A 17,282-nucleotide genomic window follows, 5' to 3' on the forward strand; every position below is an offset into this window, starting at 1 on the left:
CTGGGGCGGCTCAGGCCGTCGCGGTGGCCGGGGCGAGACGGTTCAGGACGTCCAGGGCGAGGTTGCGGGCGAGGGACACCTTGTAGGCGTTGTCCCGCAGGGGCTCGGCGTGCGCGAGTTCGAGGGCGACGGCTCCTTCGAAGGCGTCCGGTGTGGCGGGGGCGCCGAGCAGGGCGAGTTCGGTGTGCCGGGCCCGCCAGGGACGGTGGGCGAGCCCGCCGAAGGCGATGCCCACCTGGTCGACGATGCCGTCCGCGACGCGCAGCGTGACGGCGACGGAGGCGAGGGCGAAGGCGTACGACGCCCGGTCGCGGGCCTTGCGGTAGGCGGAGGGCACACCGGCGGTGGCGGCCGGGAGCAGCACGGCGGTGATCAGTTCGCCGGGGCGGATCCAGGTGTCCCGTTCGGGGTGTTCGCCGGGCAGCCGGTGGAAGTCGGCCACCGGCAGCCGCCGGGTGCCCTCGGGGCCGTACAGCTCCACCTGGGCGTCCAGGGCGGCGAGGGCGACGGCCATGTCGGAGGGGTGGGTGGCGATGCACCGCGCGGAGTGGCCGAGGACGGCGTGGTCGCGGTGGACGCCGTCGCGGGCGCCGCAGCCGCTGCCCGGTTCCCGCTTGTTGCAGGGCTTGCCGAGGTCCTGGAAGTAGGGGCAGCGGGTGCGCTGGAGGAGGTTGCCGCCGGTGGTGGCGGCGTTGCGCAGCTGGGCGGAGGCGCCCGCGAGGAGGGCCTGGGACAGGGCGGGCCAGCGGTCGCGCACGCGCGGGTCGGCGGCGAGGTCGCTGTTGCGGACGGTGGCGCCGGCGCGCAGCGAGCCGTCGGGCAGTTCCTCGATGGTGTCGAGCGGCAGCCCGCCCACGTCGATGAGGACGGTGGGCCGTTCCACGCCGAGTTTGACCAGGTCGACCAGGTTGGTGCCGCCGGCCAGGTAGCGGGCGCCGGGGTGGGCCGCGTAGGCCTCGGCGGCCTCCTGGAGGGTGGTGGGGCGCAGATATTCGAAGCCGTTCACTCGATCACGTCCTCGATCGCCTCGACGATGCGGGGGTAGGCGCCGCAGCGGCAGAGGTTGCCGCTCATCCGTTCGCGGATCTCGGCCCGGTCCAGCGGGACGGGCCGGCCGGAGGGGGCGGCGGGGTCGGTGACGTGGGAGGGGTGGCCGGCCGCGGCCTCGGCGAGGAGGCCCACGGCGGAGCAGAGCTGGCCGGGGGTGCAGTAGCCGCACTGGAAGGCGTCGCGGTCCAGGAACGCCCGCTGGAGGGGGTGCGGTTCCTCGCCGTCGCCGCCGAGGCCCTCGACGGTGGTGATGTCGCTGCCGTCGAGGGTGACCGCGAGCAGCAGACAGCTGTTGACGCGGCGGCCGTCGGCCAGCACGGTGCAGGCGCCGCACTGGCCGTGGTCGCAGCCCTTCTTGGAGCCGGTGAGGTCCAGGTCCTCACGCAGCAGGTCGAGCAGGACGCGCCGGTGGTCGACGCGCAGGGTGTGGGGTTTGCCGTTGACCCGGAGGGTGACCTCGGAGTGGTGGGGTGCGCTGGTCATGGGCGGGGATGACCTTCCGGACGGACGATGCTGCCGTTCCCACCGCGTATCCAGTCGCCCCCGCCTCACACGTCCCGCCGCGTATCCGGTGGTTCCCGCCCCGGACGTTCCGCCGCCGATCCGGTCGCCCCCGCCCCGCGCGTCCCGTCGCCCGTCCGGCGCGGGGCCGGGTGCCGCTCAGCCGGCCGGCGGTGCCAGCGCCGCCGCCGGTTCGGCGCGGGTCGCGAACTGGGTCCGGTGCAGCTCGGCGTAGCGTCCCCGGGCCGCCAGCAGCTCGTCGTGGGTGCCGCGTTCCACGATCCGGCCGGACTCCACGACCAGAATCTGGTCGGCGGCGCGGACGGTGGACAGGCGGTGGGCGATGACGACGGCGGTGCGGTCCTGGAGTGCCTCGGCGAGCGCCTCCTGGACGGCCGCCTCGGAGGTGTTGTCCAGGTGGGCGGTGGCCTCGTCCAGGATGACCACGCGCTGGCGGGCCAGCAGCAGCCGGGCGATGGTCATGCGCTGGCGTTCGCCGCCGGAGAGCCGGTAGCCGCGCTCGCCGACGACCGTGTCCAGGCCGTCGGGCAGGGAGCGCACGACCTCGGTGAGGCGGGCCCGGCCGAGGGCGTCCCACAGCTCCTCGTCGGTGGCGCCGGGGCGGGCGAGCAGCAGGTTGGCGCGGACGGTGTCGTGGAAGAGGTGGCCGTCCTGGGTGACCATGCCGAGGGTGGCGCGCAGGGAGGCGGAAGTGAGGTCGCGGACGTCGAGCCCGCCGATGCGGACCGCGCCGGCGTCGACGTCGTACAGGCGCGGCAGCAGCTGGGCGATGGTGGACTTGCCGGCGCCGGAGGAGCCGACGAGGGCGACGGTCTGGCCGGGTTCGGCGCGGAAGGAGATGCCGTGCAGCACCTCGGTGCCGCCGCGGGTGTCGAGCGCGGCGACCTCCTCCAGGGAGGCGAGGGAGACCTGGTCGGCGGCCGGGTAGGCGAAGCGGACGTCGTCGAACTCGACGGCGACGGGGCCGTCGGGGACCTCGCGGGCGTCCGGCTTCTCCTCGATGAGGGGCTTCAGGTCCAGCACCTCGAAGACCCGCTCGAAGCTGACGAGCGCGCTCATCACCTCGACCCGGGCCCCGGCGAGCGCGGTCAGCGGGGCGTACAGCCGGGTCAGCAGCAGGGCGAGGGAGACGACCGCGCCGGGCTCCAGGGTGCCGTGCAGGGCGAACCAGCCGCCGAGGCCGTAGACGAGGGCCAGGGCGAGGGCGGAGACCAGGGTGAGGGAGGTGATGAAGACGGACTGGGCGGTGGCGGTGCGTACGCCGATGTCCCGGACCCGGGCGGCGCGGGCGGCGAACTCCGCGGATTCCTCCTCCGGGCGGCCGAACAGCTTGACCAGGGTGGCGCCGGGGGCGGAGAACCGCTCGGTCATCCGGGTGCCCATGGCCGCGTTCAGGGCCGCCGCCTCCCGCTGCATCCGGGCCATCCGGCTGCCCATGCGGCGGGCGGGCAGCACGAACACCGGCAGCAGCACCAGCGCGAGCAGGGTGATCTGCCAGGACAGGGTGAGCATGACGGCGAGCGTGAGCAGCAGCGTGACGAGGTTGCTGACGACGCCGGACAGGGTGTTGGCGAAGGCCCGCTGGGCGCCGATCACGTCGTTGTTGAGCCGGCTGACCAGCGCTCCCGTACGGGTACGGGTGAAGAACGCGACGGGCATGCGCTGCACATGATCGAACACAGCCGTTCTGAGGTCGAGGATGAGTCCCTCCCCGAGCGTCGCCGACAGGCGCCGGCCGAGGATGCCGAGCCCCGCCTCGGCGACCGCGACGAGCGCGATGAGCAGGGCGAGCCGGATGACTCCGGCGGAGTCGTGTCCCGCCACGATCGCGTCGACGACGCGTCCGGCGAGCACGGGGGTGGCGACGGCGAGCAGCGCGGTCACCACCCCGATCAGTACGAACCGGGCGATGCCGGCGCGGTGCGGGCGGGCGAAGGCGGCGATCCGGCGCAGCGTGGCGCGGGCGAACGGGCGGCGCTGGGACTGCGCGTTCATCACGCTGTGCAGCTGCGTCCAGGCGGTGGTCTCCATGCTCATGCCGACGACAGTAGGACCTCAAGCTTCGTTGAGGTCAAGGTCGGCGGTTCTTCACCCGGGGTTCGGCGGGCGCGGCCATCCTGGCGTGCCGTGACGATCTTCCGCCGCGTCCCCGTCCGCCGGGCGCTGTGCCTGGTGCCGCTCGCGCTGGTCGCCGTGGCCGCCGTACGGCACCGCGCCATGCTCGCCGAGGGCTTCGGCCAGTTGCGCACCGCGTCCTGGCCGTGGCTGCTCGTCGCGGCCGGCGCCACCTGTCTGACCTGGGTGGCCGCGGCCGTCACCCGGCAGGGCGCGGTGGTGCAGCCGCTGCCGAAGGGCCGGCTGCTCGCCGCCCAGTTCGCGGCGGCGTCCGCCAACCACCTGCTGCCCACGGGGCTCGGCGCGGGCGCCGTGAACCTGCGTTTCATGACCGTGTGCGGGGTGCCGCTCGCCCGTTCCTCGGCCGCGCTCGCCCTGTATCTGCTGGCCGAGTCCGTGGGCCGGCTCGGTCTGCTGGCGGCGCTGCTGATCGCCTTCCCGGGCGCGCTGCGGCCCGGGGCGCTGCTGCCGGACGATGCGGCGCTGCCGCTGCTGGGCGCGGCGGGCCTGCTGCTCCTGGCGGCCGCCGGCCTGGCCCTGGTACGGCCGCTGCGCGCGCGGGTCCGCTCCTTCGTCCGGGAGGCCCTGGGCGCGGCGCGGTCGGTGCACGCCCGGCCCGCCCGGGCGCTGGCGCTGTGGGGCGGCTCGCTGGCCTTCCCCGCGCTCCAGGCGGCCGGGCTGACCGCGGTCGGCCGGGCGCTGGGGCTGCCGGTGCCGCCCGCCCACATGGCGCTCGCCTATCTCGCGGCGACGGTCGCGGTGGCCCTGGTGCCCACGCCCGGCGGGCTGGGTTCCGTGGAGGCGGCGCTGATCGTGGCCCTGGTCGCGGTGGGCGGCCCGGCCGCGGTGGCCACGGCGGTGGTCCTGGCCTACCGGATCATCACCGTGTGGCTGCCGCTGCTGCCGGGGGCGGTGACGCTGGGGGCGCTGGTGCGGCTGAAGGTCATCTGAGGCTCCGGCGGCCCGCCGCGCCCCGCTCAGCCGGTGCTCACCCGTACCGGTCCGCCCCCGGGGTCGACGCGGTCGTGCCAGCGGGCGGTGAGGGTCAGGGTGCGGTGCGTCGGGGCGGCTCGGGGGACGGGCCGGGCGCGGTGCAGGAGGCGGCCGTCCTGGTGGACGTACAGGACCGGGCCGGGCGGCGGGGCGCCGGTGCGCAGCAGGTGGCGGTCGGGCCGGGCGCCGGGGGTGACGCGGTTCGGGGTGATCCAGCGCAGCGGCGCGGACACCAGGACGGGCACCCCGGGGTCCGGCCAGGGGGCGCCCGCCAGGTGGTCCAGGACCGCGCGGGCCGCCCGGCCGCCCTCTCGGGCCGCGGTGCGGGCGGGCTCCACGGCGTGCAGCAGGTCGCCGGCGGCGAAGACACCGGGGCGCGAGGTGTGCCAGGTGCCGTCGGTCGCGGGGCCGCGGGTTCCGGGGTCGAGGACGAGGCCGCCGCGCCGGGCCAGTTCGTGCTCGGGCACGAAGTCGCCGGTGAACACCACGGTGTCGCAGGGCAGGACCGCCGTACGGCCGTCGCGGTGGCGGACCCGGACGCCGGAGAGCCGTCCGTGGCCGAGCAGTTCGGTGACCGCGGTGGAGGTCAGCAAGGGGATGCCGTGGCGCAGCCGGGCCGCCTGGGCGCGGGCGCCGCCGGTCCGGGCCCGCGGGTCTTCCGTGACCAGGGCGACGACCTCGGTGCCGGCCGCGCGCAGGGTGCCGGCCGCCGCGTAGGAGACGTCCTCGGCGCCGACGACGACCGCGCGGGTGCCGATGTGCTGTCCGAACAGGTGGACGGCCCGCTGGAGTTCGCCGGTGGTGTAGACGCCGGCGGGGCGGGTGCCGGGCACCAGGCGGGCGGCGCGGGGGCGTTCGCGGGCGCCGGTGGCGAGGACGACCGCGCGGGCCCGGACGGTCTCCGGGCCGCCGGGGCCCACGGTGGTGAGCGCGGGTCCCGCGGGCGCCCAGTCCAGTGCCGTCACCCCGGTGCGCAGGGTGGCGCCGGCCCGTTCGGCGGTCTCGGTGAGCAGCCGGGCGTAGCGGGGGCCGGTGAGCGGGCGGGTCCGGGTGCCGAAGCCGCCGTGGGCGCTGTGCCGGGGCACTCCGCCGGGTTCGGGCTCGCGTTCCAGCACCTCCACCCGCCCGGCGCCGGCGGCGGCCAGCCGTGCGGCGGCGGTCAGCCCGGCGGGACCGGCGCCGACGACGAGGACGTCCACGTGCCGTACGGCGGTCATGACCGCGTTCCCCGTTCGAACAGTTCGCGGACCGCCGCCCCGCAGAAGAAGCCCTGGCAGCGGCCGGCCCGGGCGCGGGTGCGGCGGCGCAGGCCCTCCAGGCCGCGCGGCGGGATCGTACTGGCGAGGGCGTCGCGGATCTCGCCCCGGGAGACCCGTTCGCAGTGACAGACCAGGACGCCGTACTCGGGGTCGGCGGCGACCAGGTCGGCCCGCTCGCAGGGGCGGGGGGAGTTCGCGCCGAGGCCGGGCAGGGTCACCGGTTCGGGTTCGCGGACCGGGCCGGGGTCGAGGCCGGTGCCGGCGAGCAGCCCGGTGACGTGGGCGGCGATGGCCATCGAGGCGGTCAGGCCGGTGGAGCGGATGCCGCCGACGGTGACGTACGCCTGCCCGGGGTGCGCGGTGATGCGGTAGTCCTCGTGTCCGGTGGCCGCGCGCAGCCCGGCGTAGACGGCGGTGACCTCCTCCTCCACCAGGGCGGGCAGGACGCGCCGGCCCTTCTCCCGCAGGGCCGCGAGCCCTTCGGCGGTGGATTCGGTGGCGTGCTTGTCGTGCAGGTCCTCGGCGGTGGGGCCGAGCAGGACGTTGCCGTGGACGGTGGGCGCGACCAGGACGCCCTTGCCGAGGGCGGTCGGCACGGGCAGCAGGATGTGCCGCACCAGGGGGCGGGCGAACGTGTCGTAGACCAGGAGCTGGCCGCGGCGCGGGGTGACGGTGAAGTCGTCGTGGCCGAGGGCGCGGTCCAGGGTGTCGGCGTGCAGTCCGGCCGCGTTGACCAGGTGGCGGGCGTACAGGGTGCCCCGGCTGGTGGTCAGCCGGTGTCCGCCGTCCCAGCCCACGTCCCGTACGGCGGTGTTCAGGTGCAGGTCGGTGCCGGCGCGGACCGCCTGGGTGGCGTAGGCAAGGGTGGTCGTCCAGGGGCAGATGACGCTCTCGCCGGGGACGTGCAGGGCGCCGAGCGCGCCGGGGCCGAGGTGCGGTTCGCGGGTGTACAGCTCCCCGGGGCCGAGCAGGGCGGTGTCGTGGCAGCCGTTGTCCTCGGCCTTGCGGGCCAGCCGGGGCAGGGCGGCGAGCTGTTCCCCGTCCCAGGCCACCAGCAGGGCGCCGACCCGTTCGACGGGGATGCCGGTCCGGGCGGCGTAGGCGCCGAGCAGGGTGTGGCCCTCGCGGACCAGCCGGGCCTCCAGGGTGCCCGGGGTGGCGTCGAAACCGGTGTGCAGGATGGCGGTGTTGGCCTTGGAGGTGCCCTGGCCGACGTCGTCCTGGGCCTCGACGAGGGCGACGCGCAGCCGGGGGTGGCGGGCGAGTTCGCGGGCGATGGCGCAGCCGACCACCCCGGCGCCGACGATCGCCACGTCGTACGGCGTCCGCGGGAGCGGTCCGGTCGCGGTGACGGTCACGGGCCGAGGAGGGCGGCGACGGCGGCGCGGAACCGGTCGCGGCGTTCGGCGGCCTGATCGGCCGGGATGCGGGGTTCGTACACGGCGGCGGGTCTCCCGTCGGGCAGGGCGTCCGCGACGCTCAGCCCGGGGTCCGCGCCGAGGCGGGCGAGGGCGGCGGCGCCGAGCGCGGTGGCGTCGGGCAGCGCGGACACCTCGACCGGGCGTTGCAGCAGGTCGGCCTGGGTCTGCATGAGCAGCGCGGAGCGGGTGAGGCCGCCGTCGACGCGGAGCGTGTCCAGCGGGGCGCCCAGTTCGCCGGCGGCGGCCTCGGCCAGCTCGGCGACCTGGGCGGCGATGCCCTCGCACAGGGCGCGCACCAGGTGCCCGGCGGTGGTGTCGAGGCCGAGGCCGGTGAGCGAGCCGCGCAGGTCGCCGCGCCACCAGGGGGCGGCGAGCCCGGCGAGGGCGGGGACGAAGGTGACCCCGCCGCTGTCGGGGACGCCGCCGCCGACGGGGTCGAGGTCGGCGGCGGAGGAGATCACGCCGAGGCCGGTGAGCCAGCGGACGGCGGAGGCGGCCGTGTAGACCTGGCCGTCCAGGCAGTAGCCGGTTTCCCCGGCGAGCCGCCAGGCCACGCAGGAGACCAGGCCGGACGCGCCGCGCCGGGGCCGGTCGCCGGTGTGCGCGAGCAGGAACGCCCCGGTGCCGTAGGTGCACTTGGCGGTGCCGGGGCCGGTGATCCGCTGGGCGAGCAGGGCGGCCTGCTGGTCCACGATCGCGGCGGTGAACGGGATCTCGGGGCCGAACGCGGTGGTGGTGCCGACCGGGTGGGCGTTGTCGGTGATCTCCGGCAGGCGTTCGCCGGCCAGGCCGAAGAGGTCCAGGGCGCGCGGGGACCACTCGGCGCGGTCCAGGTCGAGCAGCTGGGTGCGGCCGGCGGTGGCGGCGTCGGTGGCGAAGGCGCCGGTGAGGCGGTGTACCAGCCAGGCGTCGGAGGTGGTGACGACGCCGTCGCGGGTGAGGTGGCGGCGGATCCAGGCCATCTTGGGCGCGGCGAAGTACGGATCGAGGGGCAGCCCGGTCAGCTGCCGCAACTCCTCTCCGTGACCGGCGAGTTCCGCGCAGACGGTGTCGGCCCGCCGGTCCTGCCAGACCAGGGCGTCGGTGAGCGGGCGGCCGGTGGCCGGGTCCCAGGCGAGGACGGTCTCGCCCTGGTTGGCGAGGCCGAGGGCGACGACGTCCTCGCCGGCCTCGGCGAGCGCGCGCCGGCCGGCCTCGACCACCGAGCCGTACAGCTCGCCCGGGTCCGCCTCGACCAGGCCGCCGGGCAGGTGACGGGGGCGCACCTCGGCAAAGCCGGTGCCGAGGACGCCGCGTTCGGGGCAGACGACGAGCGCCTTGGTGCCGGACGTGCCCTGGTCGACGGCGAGCACCGGCCCCGTCATCGCGCGTCCTCCGCTCCGGCCCTGAAGATCACCGCTCCGGCCCTGAAGATCACCGCTCCGGCCCTGAAGATCACCGCGCCAGCCTGCCGTCGCGGCGGTCCGGCGTCAAGCTCTTCCGGCGGGGCGCCGGCCCGTCCTCGCGGGCGGCCGGACACCGGGTCGGCGGGCTACCGCCGGGTAGGCCAACTGCCCATACCAAGTGGTTGACTTGGCAACAATGGATAGGGAGAACGGTCACCTCTATAGTGACCGCCGACCACGCGAGACCACTTGTTCACCGCCCAGGGGAGGGCCGTTGCTACGTCAGGCGCGCCGGCGGCCGGGGAGCGGCTGATGGCCAGGGACGCGGCCCGCCCCTCCTACGACCCCGCCGGCCCCGACCACGCGCTGCGGGCCGCGCTCCAGGAGCTGCGCACCGGCCGCTGGATGGCCATGCGCACCCTGCTGGCGGAGACCGCCGAGTGGCCGCGCTGGACCCAGCGCACCCAGGTCCTGGCGACGGCCGCGGCCGGCACCGACGTGGTGCGGGCCTGGCTCGCCGAGGAACCGGACAGCGCCCACGCGACGGTGATGCTCGCCCGGGTCGGCGTGGAGCGGGCGCTGCGGGCCCGGCGGGAACGGCACCGGCGCACCCACGAGTTGTGGATCGAGGCGTGGGACGCGGCCCAGACCGCCACCGTGGCCGCGCCCCGGGACCCGGTGCCCTGGGTGTGTCTGCTGGCCCTGGCCCAGCTCGATCCGGAGCAGCGCTGGGAGGAGCACCGGGCCGCCCCGCCGGAGCCGATGCTGCCGCCGGGCCCCTGGGGGCTGCTGGCCGAGGCGGACCGGCGCGACCCGCTCAACCGCGAGGCCCACCACCGGATGTTGCAGTTCCTGTACGTGCGCGGCGGGCCGGGCCGGCTCACCGAGGCGTCCGGGTACGCGCAGTGGGCGGCGGGCCAGGCGCCGCCGGGCTCGGCGCTGCACCTGCTGCCGCTGTACGTGCGGGTGGAGCGCTACCGCCGGGACAGCGGGCAGGACGCGGCGCTGGACCTGCACTGGGTGGTGGAGGAGGCGGCCCGGGAGGCGCGGCGGGCGCTGGAGTCCTGGTTCGACCGCACGGGGCCCGGGGAGCGCGCGCTGCCGGACCTCAACCATCTGGCCCACGCGCTGTGGGGGTCCCTCCAGTTCCGGGACGCGGCGCGGGTGTTCGAGGCGATCGGCCCCTACTTCACACCGCCGCCCTGGATGTACCGCACCCGGGACCGGGAGCGCGCGGCGGAGGTCTTCACCCAGGCGCGGGACCGCTGCCGGGCCGCCGCGGCGGGCTCCGGCCCCTGAACCCCCGGCAGCAGCACGTCAGTTCGGCACCGTTCGGCAACCACGATCCGGAGGTCCTCCGCGTGTCCCCCACCCCCGAGCCCTCGCCCGTGCCCTCCCCCGGGCTGCCGCAGCAGGACGAGGAGCAGCGCCTGCGCGAACTCGGCTACCGGCCGGTGCTGGCCCGCCGGATGGGCGGCTTCGGCAACTTCGCGATCAGCTTCTCGGTGATCTCGATCCTGTCCGGCTGCATGACCCTGTACGGCTTCGGCCTGAACACCGGCGGCCCGGCCGTGATGCTGTGGGGCTGGGCGGGCGTGGGCCTGTTCGTGCTGTGCGTCGGCCTCGCGCTCGCCGAGGTGACCAGCGCCTATCCGACCTCCGGCGCCCTGTACTACATGGCCGACCGGCTCGGCGGCCGGCGCTGGGGCTGGTACACCGGCTGGCTGAACCTGCTCGGCCTGCTCGGCGCGATCGCCGGCATCGACTACGGCGCGGCCCTGTTCGCCGGGGCGTTCGCCAACCTCCAGTGGGGCTTCGTGCCGACGCCCGGCACGACCATGCTGATCTTCTGCGTCATCCTGCTGCTGCACGCGGTGCTGAACCTGTTCGGGGTGCGTCTGGTCAGCGTGCTGAACTCGGTCAGCGTGTGGTGGCACCTGGCGGGCGTCGCGCTGATCGTGGGGGCGCTGGTCATCGTCCCGGACCGGCACCGGTCGGTGTCCTTCGTGTTCACCGAGTTCGTCAACGAGACCGGCTGGGACAACCAGGTGTACGTGGCGGCGGTCGGCCTGCTGCTCGCGCAGTACACCTTCTCCGGGTACGACGCCTCCGCCCACCTGTCGGAGGAGACCTCGCACGCCTCGGTGGCCGCCTCCCGGGGCATCGTCCGCGCCATCTGGGTGTCCTGGCTCGCGGGCTTCGTGCTGCTGGCCGGACTGACCTTCGCCATCCAGGACTACGACGCCACGCGCACCACGGACACCGGTGTGCCGCCCGCGCAGATCATGCTGGACGGCCTCGGCACCGATGGCGCGAGCGCCCTGCTGCTCGTCGTGATCGTCGCCCAGTTGTTCTGCGGGAACGCCGAGGTCGCCGCGGCCAGCCGGATGGTGTTCGCGTTCAGCCGGGACGGGGCGCTGCCCGGCTCGCACCTGTGGCGCAAGGTGAGCGGACGCACCCAGACCCCGGTCGCCGCCGTGTGGCTGTCGGTGAGCGTGGCCTGCGTGCTCGCGCTGCCGTCGCTGTACTCGGCGACGGCGTACAACGCGGTGACCGCCATCAACGTCATCGGCATCACCCCCGCCTACGCCATCCCCGTCCTGCTGCGGCTGCGCGCGGGCGACCGCTTCCGGCCGGGGCCGTGGCACCTGGGCCGCTGGAGCCGGCCGGTGGGGTGGATCGCGGTCGGGTGGGTGGCGTGCGTGACCGTCCTGTTCTGCCTGCCGCAGGCGTCGCCGGTCACGGTGGGCACGATGAACTACGCCTCCGTCGCCCTCGCCGTGGTGCTGGTCCTCGCCACCATCTGGTGGTTCGTCGCCCGCCGGTCGTACGGCACGCCCTCGGCCGCCTACGGCAGCGGCCGGGACCAGGCCGACTTCGCGGAGGGCATCGTCTGAGCGGCGCCGGGACGGACGCCGCTGGAACGGTCCTTCGGCGGGCGCCGCTCCCGGTACGAACCGGCGTGCGGGATGCGGCAGGATGAACGAACGCGCCGGACCCCGGAGTTCCTCCGGCCGGCGCGGTCGCACATCCCGGACATCGAGCAGGTGACAACGTGACGAGACTTCACAACCGGCCTCCCGCAGCCGCCGAGCGCCCCGGAGGTGACCGGTGAACCGCGCGCTGACCCTGGACGACCTCGTCCTCGCCGGAATCGCCCTGGCGGCGGGCCTGACGCTCGCCTTCATGTCGCGCACCCTGCTGCGCTGGCTCGCCAAGCACGCCAAGCGGACCCGCTGGAGCGGGGACGACGTCATCGTGGACGCGCTGCGCTCGGTCGTGCCGTGGGCGGCCATCGCGGGCGGCGCGGCGGCGGCTGCGGCCGTGCTGCCGCTGACCGGCACCGTCCAGCACCGCGTCAACGAGGTGCTCCAGGTCTGGGTGATCGTCGTGGTGACCTTCTCCGCGGCCCGGGTCGTCGCCGGCCTGGTCCGCTCGGTCACCCAGTCCCGCTCGGGGGTGGCGGGCTCGGCGACCATCTTCGTCAACATCACCCGGGTGCTGGTGCTGGCCATCGGCTTCCTGGTCGTCCTGCAGACGCTCGGCATCTCCATAGCGCCGCTGCTCACCGCCCTCGGCGTGGGCGGTCTGGCCGTCGCGCTGGCCCTTCAGGACACGCTCGCCAACCTCTTCGCGGGCATCCACATCCTCGCCTCCAAGACCGTGCAGCCGGGCGACTACATCCAGTTGAGCAGCGGCGAGGAGGGCTATGTCGTCGACATCAACTGGCGCCAGACGACGGTCCGCCAGCTCTCCAACAACCTGGTGGTCATCCCCAACGGCCAGCTCGCCAAGGCCAACATGACCAACTACACCCGGCCCGAGCAGGAGCTGACCGTGCTGGTGCAGGTCGGGGTGAGCTACGACTCCGACCTGGAGCACGTGGAGCGGGTGACGGCGGAGGTGGTCACAGAGGTGATGCGGGACGTCACGGGCGCCGTCCCCGACCACGAGCCCGCGATCCGCTTCCACACCTTCGGCGACTCGCGGATCGGCTTCACGGTGATCCTCGGCGTGGGCGAGTTCAGCGACCAGTACCGGATCAAGCACGAGTTCATCAAGCGCCTCCACCGCCGCTACCGCGCCGAGGGCATCCGCGTCCCGGCCCCCACCCGCACGGTGACCCTCCACCAGGGCCCGGTGACCATCCCGCAGCAGCGCAACGGCGAGGACGTGAGGTCGGGGATCCCGGGCGGGACCGAGTAGGACGGGGGCAGGGCGTAGGGCGCCAGCGCGGGGGTAGCAGAGGCCGGGCGGGGGGTCGTAGGTGGCCGGGCGGACCGGGGAGAGCCCGGCCGAAGGCCACAAAGGGCCCCAGGGCCGGAAGGGAAGCCCGGCGCGGCCGGGGCCGAAGACCGGAGAAGACGAAGGAAAGGCCCAGGGGCCGGGCGGGAGGCCACCGGGAGCCAAGGCGGAAAGCCGCCAAGAGTCCGAGAGGACCGCAGGGAGCCGGAACCGAAGACCGCGAGGGGTCAGGGAAACGGCCCAGGGCCCCGGCGGAAGACTCCCGAGAGCCGGCACGGAAGGCCGCCAAGGGTCCGGGGGGCCGTAGGGGGCTGAGGCTGAAGCCCACAGAAGGCCCGGCACACGGGCCCGAAGCCAGGCCGCAGACCGCCCGAACCGGGACCCAAGGCCAAAACCGGGCGGAGGACCCAGAGCCCAAGCCGCAGACCGCCCGAACCGGGACCCAAGGCCAAAACCGGGCGGAGGACCCAGAGCCCAAGCCGCAGACCGCCGGAACCGGGGCCGAAGGCCACAGAAACCCGGCGGAAGGGCCCACAGCCCGGATGGCAGGCCGCCGGGGCCGCCCAGGGTAGGAATGGAAGGCCGCCGGAGGCCAGGGCCGCCGGCCGTCCAGTGATCGGGGCCGACGGTCGCCGGGGGCGGGGCCGGACGCCGGAGGCGAGGGGCGTGGTGGCCGTATGCTCGGGAGGCGTGGTTTCTCCCGCTTTCGACCCCCGTGCGCTCGACCGGCGGCTGGACGCGCTCGCGCGGCAGCCGTTCCGGGCCCGGTTCCACCTGCGCGGGCGGGACCTCGCGACCGCCCGGCTGAAGGGACCGGCAACCCTGCGGTGGCACGCCTACGACCTGATCGCCCGGCGGCTGGCGCCGGCCCGGCCGCACAAGGACGGCAGGCAGACCCCCTACCGCGGCCACCCGGTCTTCGTGGCCCAGCACGCGACCGCCACCTGCTGCCGTGGCTGCCTGGAGCGCTGGCACGGCATTCCCCGGGGACGCGAGCTGACCCGAAGCGAACACGTGTACGTGGTGGACGTCGTCTGCCGCTGGATCGAGCGCGAGATGGCGGGCCGCGGATTTTCCGCGCCGGACCCCTGTCGAGCGGACGGCGATCACGAGATATCTTGATGTCGAGCAATGTTGCAGACGTGGAGCGGAGCACCCGGTGACTGACTCGACCATCATCTACACCTACACAGACGAGGCCCCGGCCCTGGCGACGCATTCGTTCCTGCCGGTGATCCAGGCGTACGCCTCGCAGGCCGGTGTGCCCGTGGAGACCCGCGACATCTCGCTGGCCGGGCGCATCATCGCCGTCTTCCCGGAGTACCTGAACGAGGACCAGCGCATCCCCGACGCGCTGACCGAGCTGGGCGAGCTGGCCAAGACCCCCGCGGCCAACATCATCAAGCTGCCGAACATCTCGGCGTCCATCCCGCAGCTCAAGGCCGCCGTCGCCGAGCTCCAGGGCAAGGGCTACGCGCTGCCGGACTACCCGGACGACCCGAAGACCGACGAGGAGCGCGAGATCCGCGCCCGCTACGACAAGGTCAAGGGCTCCGCCGTCAACCCGGTGCTGCGTGAGGGCAACTCCGACCGCCGTGCCCCGGCCTCGGTGAAGAACTACGCCAAGACCCACCCGCACCGCATGGGCGCCTGGACCTCCGAGTCCAAGACCGACGTCGCGACCATGGGCGAGAACGACTTCCGCTCCACCGAGAAGTCCGTCGTCATCGCCGAGGACGGCGCGCTGAAGATCGAGCTGGTCGGCGAGGACGGCACCACCACCGTCCTGAAGGACTCCGTGCCGGTCCTCGCGGGCGAGGTCGTCGACGCCTCCGTCATGCGCGTCGCCGAGCTGAACAAGTTCCTCGCCGCGCAGGTCGCCCGCGCCAAGGAGGACGGCGTCCTGTTCTCCGTGCACCTGAAGGCCACGATGATGAAGGTCTCCGACCCGATCATCTTCGGTCACGTGGTGCGCGCCTTCTTCCCGAAGACCTTCGCGAAGTACGGCGAGACCCTCAAGGCGGCCGGTCTCACCCCGAACGACGGCCTCGGCGGCATCCTCAAGGGCCTGGACAACCTGCCCGAGGGCGCCGAGATCAAGGCCTCCTTCGACGCCGAGATCGCCGAGGGCCCGGCCCTGGCCATGGTGGACTCCGACAAGGGCATCACCAACCTGCACGTGCCCTCGGACGTCATCATCGACGCCTCCATGCCGGCGATGATCCGCACCTCCGGCCACATGTGGGGCGCCGACGGCCAGGAGCACGACGCCCTCGCCGTCATCCCGGACTCCTCCTACGCCGGTGTCTACCAGGCCGTCATCGACGACTGCCGGGCCAACGGCGCCTACGACCCGTCCACCATGGGCTCGGTCCCGAACGTCGGCCTGATGGCGCAGAAGGCCGAGGAGTACGGCTCCCACGACAAGACCTTCGAGATCCCGGCCGCGGGCACCGTCCGCCTGGTCGACCAGGCCGGCGACGTCCTGATCGAGCAGCCGGTCGCGCAGGGCGACATCTTCCGCGCCTGCCAGACCAAGGACGCCCCGATCCGCGACTGGGTCAAGCTGGCCGTCACCCGCGCCCGCGCCACCGGCGACCCGGCGGTGTTCTGGCTGGACGAGAACCGCGCGCACGACGCCAACCTGATCGCCAAGGTCAAGCAGTACCTGCCGGAGCACGACACCGAGGGCCTGGACATCCGGATCCTGTCCCCGGTGGAGGCCACCAAGCTGTCGGTGGAGCGCATCCGCCGCGGCGAGAACACCATCTCCGTCACCGGCAACGTGCTGCGTGACTACCTGACCGACCTGTTCCCCATCCTGGAGCTGGGCACCAGCGCCAAGATGCTGTCGGTCGTCCCGCTGATGGCGGGCGGCGGCCTCTTCGAGACCGGCGCCGGCGGCTCCGCGCCCAAGCACGTCCAGCAGCTCGTCAAGGAGAACTACCTGCGCTGGGACTCGCTCGGCGAGTTCTTCGCGCTGGTGCCGTCCTTCGAGCAGTACGCGACGGCCACCGGCAACACCCGCGCCAAGGTCCTCGCCGACACCCTGGACCGCGCCACGGCGACCTTCCTGAACGAGGACAAGTCCCCGACCCGCCGGGTGGGCGGCATCGACAACCGCGGCAGCCACTTCTACCTGTCCCTGTACTGGGCGCAGGAGCTGGCGCGGCAGACCGACGACGCCGGCCTCGCCGAGGCGTTCGCGCCGCTCGCCGAGACCCTGGCCGCGAACGAGCGGAAGATCGTGGACGAGCTGAACGCCGTCCAGGGCGAGCCGGCCGAGATCGGCGGCTACTACCAGGTCGACAAGGCCAAGGCGGACGCGGTCATGCGCCCGTCGGCCACCTGGAACGAGGCCCTGGCGTCCCTGAGCTGACGCCCTCGGCACCCTGAGCACCGCGCCCCGGCCGGCACCGCCCGTCCGGGGCGCGGTGCGTTGTCAGTGCCGTGTGGCACCGTGATGCACGCACGATGTCAGCGACACGCCCCTGGAGCAGCCCGTGACCTCCTTCGACCTCCTGCCCGGCGCCCCGGACTCCCCCGTGCTGCTGCACGTGCCGCACTCCTCGCGGGCGATACCGGCCGACGTGCGCGCCGGGATCGTGCTGGACGACGGCGGGCTGGAGCGGGAGCTGGACCACATCACGGACGCGCACACCGCCGAGCTGGCCGAGCTGGCCGCCGCGCTCGCCGGGGTCCGGCCCTGGCGGTTCGTCAACCGGCTGTCGAGGCTGGTGGTGGACCCGGAGCGGTTCCCGGACGAGCGGGAGGAGATGGCGGCCGTCGGGATGGGCGCCGTGTACACGCGGACCACGCACCGGGCCGGACTGCGGCCCGCGGACACCGACCCGGAGCCGCTGCTGGCCCGGTACTTCCGGCCGTACGCGAAGGCCATGACCGAGGCGGTGGCCGGCCGGCTGGCCGCGACCGGGCGCGCCGTGATCATCGACGTGCACTCGTACCCCACCGAGCCGCTCCCCTACGAGCTGCACGGCACCGGCCCGCGCCCGCCGGTGTGCCTGGGCACGGACACCTTCCACACCCCGCCCGCCCTGACCGGTGCCGCCCGCGAGGCGTTCGCCGGCTGCGGGGAGACGGGCCTGGACAGCCCGTTCGCCGGGACGTACGTACCGCTGGACTTCTACGGCACGGACGCCCGGGTCGGCGCGCTGATGGTGGAGATCCGCCGGGACACCTACATGACGGAGCCGGGCGGCCCGGCCGGTCCCGGCCTGGACCGCCTGGCCACGGCCCTGGCGAGGCTGGTCGACGCGGTGTAGCCGAGGGTG

At 74.6% G+C, this 17,282-nt stretch carries 13 protein-coding genes; 7 read left to right on the top strand and 6 right to left on the bottom strand.

The features are described from left to right. Positions 1-10: 10 nt before the first annotated feature. The 3 genes from ACSURM_RS05150 to ACSURM_RS05160 form a co-directional block, all read right to left on the bottom strand. Positions 11-1,006, bottom strand: coding sequence for an FAD binding domain-containing protein (locus ACSURM_RS05150; RefSeq protein ID WP_436953758.1), 996 nt, complete (start codon positions 1,004-1,006; stop codon positions 11-13). Beyond that, positions 1,003-1,533: a 2Fe-2S iron-sulfur cluster-binding protein gene (locus ACSURM_RS05155; RefSeq protein ID WP_436953759.1), complete on the bottom strand. Its 531-nt coding sequence runs from the start codon at positions 1,531-1,533 to the stop codon at positions 1,003-1,005. Before ACSURM_RS05155 ends, ACSURM_RS05150 begins: the two co-directional genes overlap by 4 nt. A gap of 177 nt (positions 1,534-1,710) precedes the next feature. After that, positions 1,711-3,603, bottom strand: a complete 1,893-nt coding sequence (locus tag ACSURM_RS05160; RefSeq protein WP_436960932.1) for an ABC transporter ATP-binding protein — start codon at positions 3,601-3,603, stop codon at positions 1,711-1,713. Between the two features lie 96 nt (positions 3,604-3,699). Here ACSURM_RS05160 and ACSURM_RS05165 point away from each other — a divergent pair, with 96 nt between their 5' ends. Continuing rightward, positions 3,700-4,638, top strand: coding sequence for a lysylphosphatidylglycerol synthase transmembrane domain-containing protein (locus ACSURM_RS05165; protein ID WP_436953760.1), 939 nt, complete (start codon positions 3,700-3,702; stop codon positions 4,636-4,638). Between the two features lie 26 nt (positions 4,639-4,664). On the opposite strand, the gene ACSURM_RS05170 is transcribed toward ACSURM_RS05165, so the two are convergent. Genes ACSURM_RS05170 through ACSURM_RS05180 form a run of 3 tightly spaced genes read right to left on the bottom strand, consistent with a single transcriptional unit; the run spans position 4,665 to position 8,724 of the window. Beyond that, positions 4,665-5,897: an NAD(P)/FAD-dependent oxidoreductase gene (locus ACSURM_RS05170; RefSeq protein WP_436953761.1), complete on the bottom strand. Its 1,233-nt coding sequence runs from the start codon at positions 5,895-5,897 to the stop codon at positions 4,665-4,667. Then, on the bottom strand, positions 5,894-7,297 hold the full coding sequence (locus ACSURM_RS05175) for an FAD-dependent oxidoreductase (RefSeq protein ID WP_436953762.1): 1,404 nt from the start codon (positions 7,295-7,297) through the stop codon (positions 5,894-5,896). The genes ACSURM_RS05170 and ACSURM_RS05175 overlap by 4 nt, the downstream gene beginning before the upstream one ends. Continuing rightward, the gene (locus tag ACSURM_RS05180) at positions 7,294-8,724 is read right to left on the bottom strand and encodes an FGGY family carbohydrate kinase (protein WP_436953763.1); all 1,431 of its coding nucleotides are present in this window, start codon (positions 8,722-8,724) and stop codon (positions 7,294-7,296) included. The genes ACSURM_RS05175 and ACSURM_RS05180 overlap by 4 nt, the downstream gene beginning before the upstream one ends. 333 nt (positions 8,725-9,057) lie before the next feature. Here ACSURM_RS05180 and ACSURM_RS05185 point away from each other — a divergent pair, with 333 nt between their 5' ends. From ACSURM_RS05185 to ACSURM_RS05210, 6 genes are all read left to right on the top strand, one after another. Then, on the top strand, positions 9,058-10,044 hold the full coding sequence (locus ACSURM_RS05185; protein ID WP_436953764.1) for a hypothetical protein: 987 nt from the start codon (positions 9,058-9,060) through the stop codon (positions 10,042-10,044). 62 nt (positions 10,045-10,106) lie between these two features. Beyond that, positions 10,107-11,642 carry an amino acid permease gene (locus ACSURM_RS05190; protein ID WP_436953765.1) on the top strand — a complete coding sequence of 512 codons (1,536 nt, stop codon included), beginning with the start codon at positions 10,107-10,109 and terminating at the stop codon, positions 11,640-11,642. A gap of 214 nt (positions 11,643-11,856) precedes the next feature. Further along, a complete protein-coding gene (locus ACSURM_RS05195) occupies positions 11,857-12,951 on the top strand; it encodes a mechanosensitive ion channel family protein (protein ID WP_436953766.1) in 1,095 nt (364 codons plus the stop codon). A 729-nt stretch (positions 12,952-13,680) separates the two neighbouring features. Continuing rightward, positions 13,681-14,112, top strand: coding sequence for a DUF4186 domain-containing protein (locus tag ACSURM_RS05200; protein WP_436953767.1), 432 nt, complete (start codon positions 13,681-13,683; stop codon positions 14,110-14,112). 37 nt (positions 14,113-14,149) lie between these two features. Continuing rightward, a complete protein-coding gene (locus tag ACSURM_RS05205) occupies positions 14,150-16,369 on the top strand; it encodes an NADP-dependent isocitrate dehydrogenase (RefSeq protein WP_436953768.1) in 2,220 nt (739 codons plus the stop codon). Between the two features lie 124 nt (positions 16,370-16,493). Beyond that, complete coding sequence (locus ACSURM_RS05210; RefSeq protein WP_436953769.1) at positions 16,494-17,273, top strand: N-formylglutamate amidohydrolase; 780 nt, start codon at positions 16,494-16,496, stop codon at positions 17,271-17,273. Positions 17,274-17,282: the final 9 nt, after the last annotated feature.

Origin of the sequence: Streptomyces sp. SudanB182_2057 (assembly GCF_964272715.1) — a bacterium.
Classification (GTDB): Bacteria; Actinomycetota; Actinomycetes; order Streptomycetales; family Streptomycetaceae; genus Streptomyces; species Streptomyces rubradiris.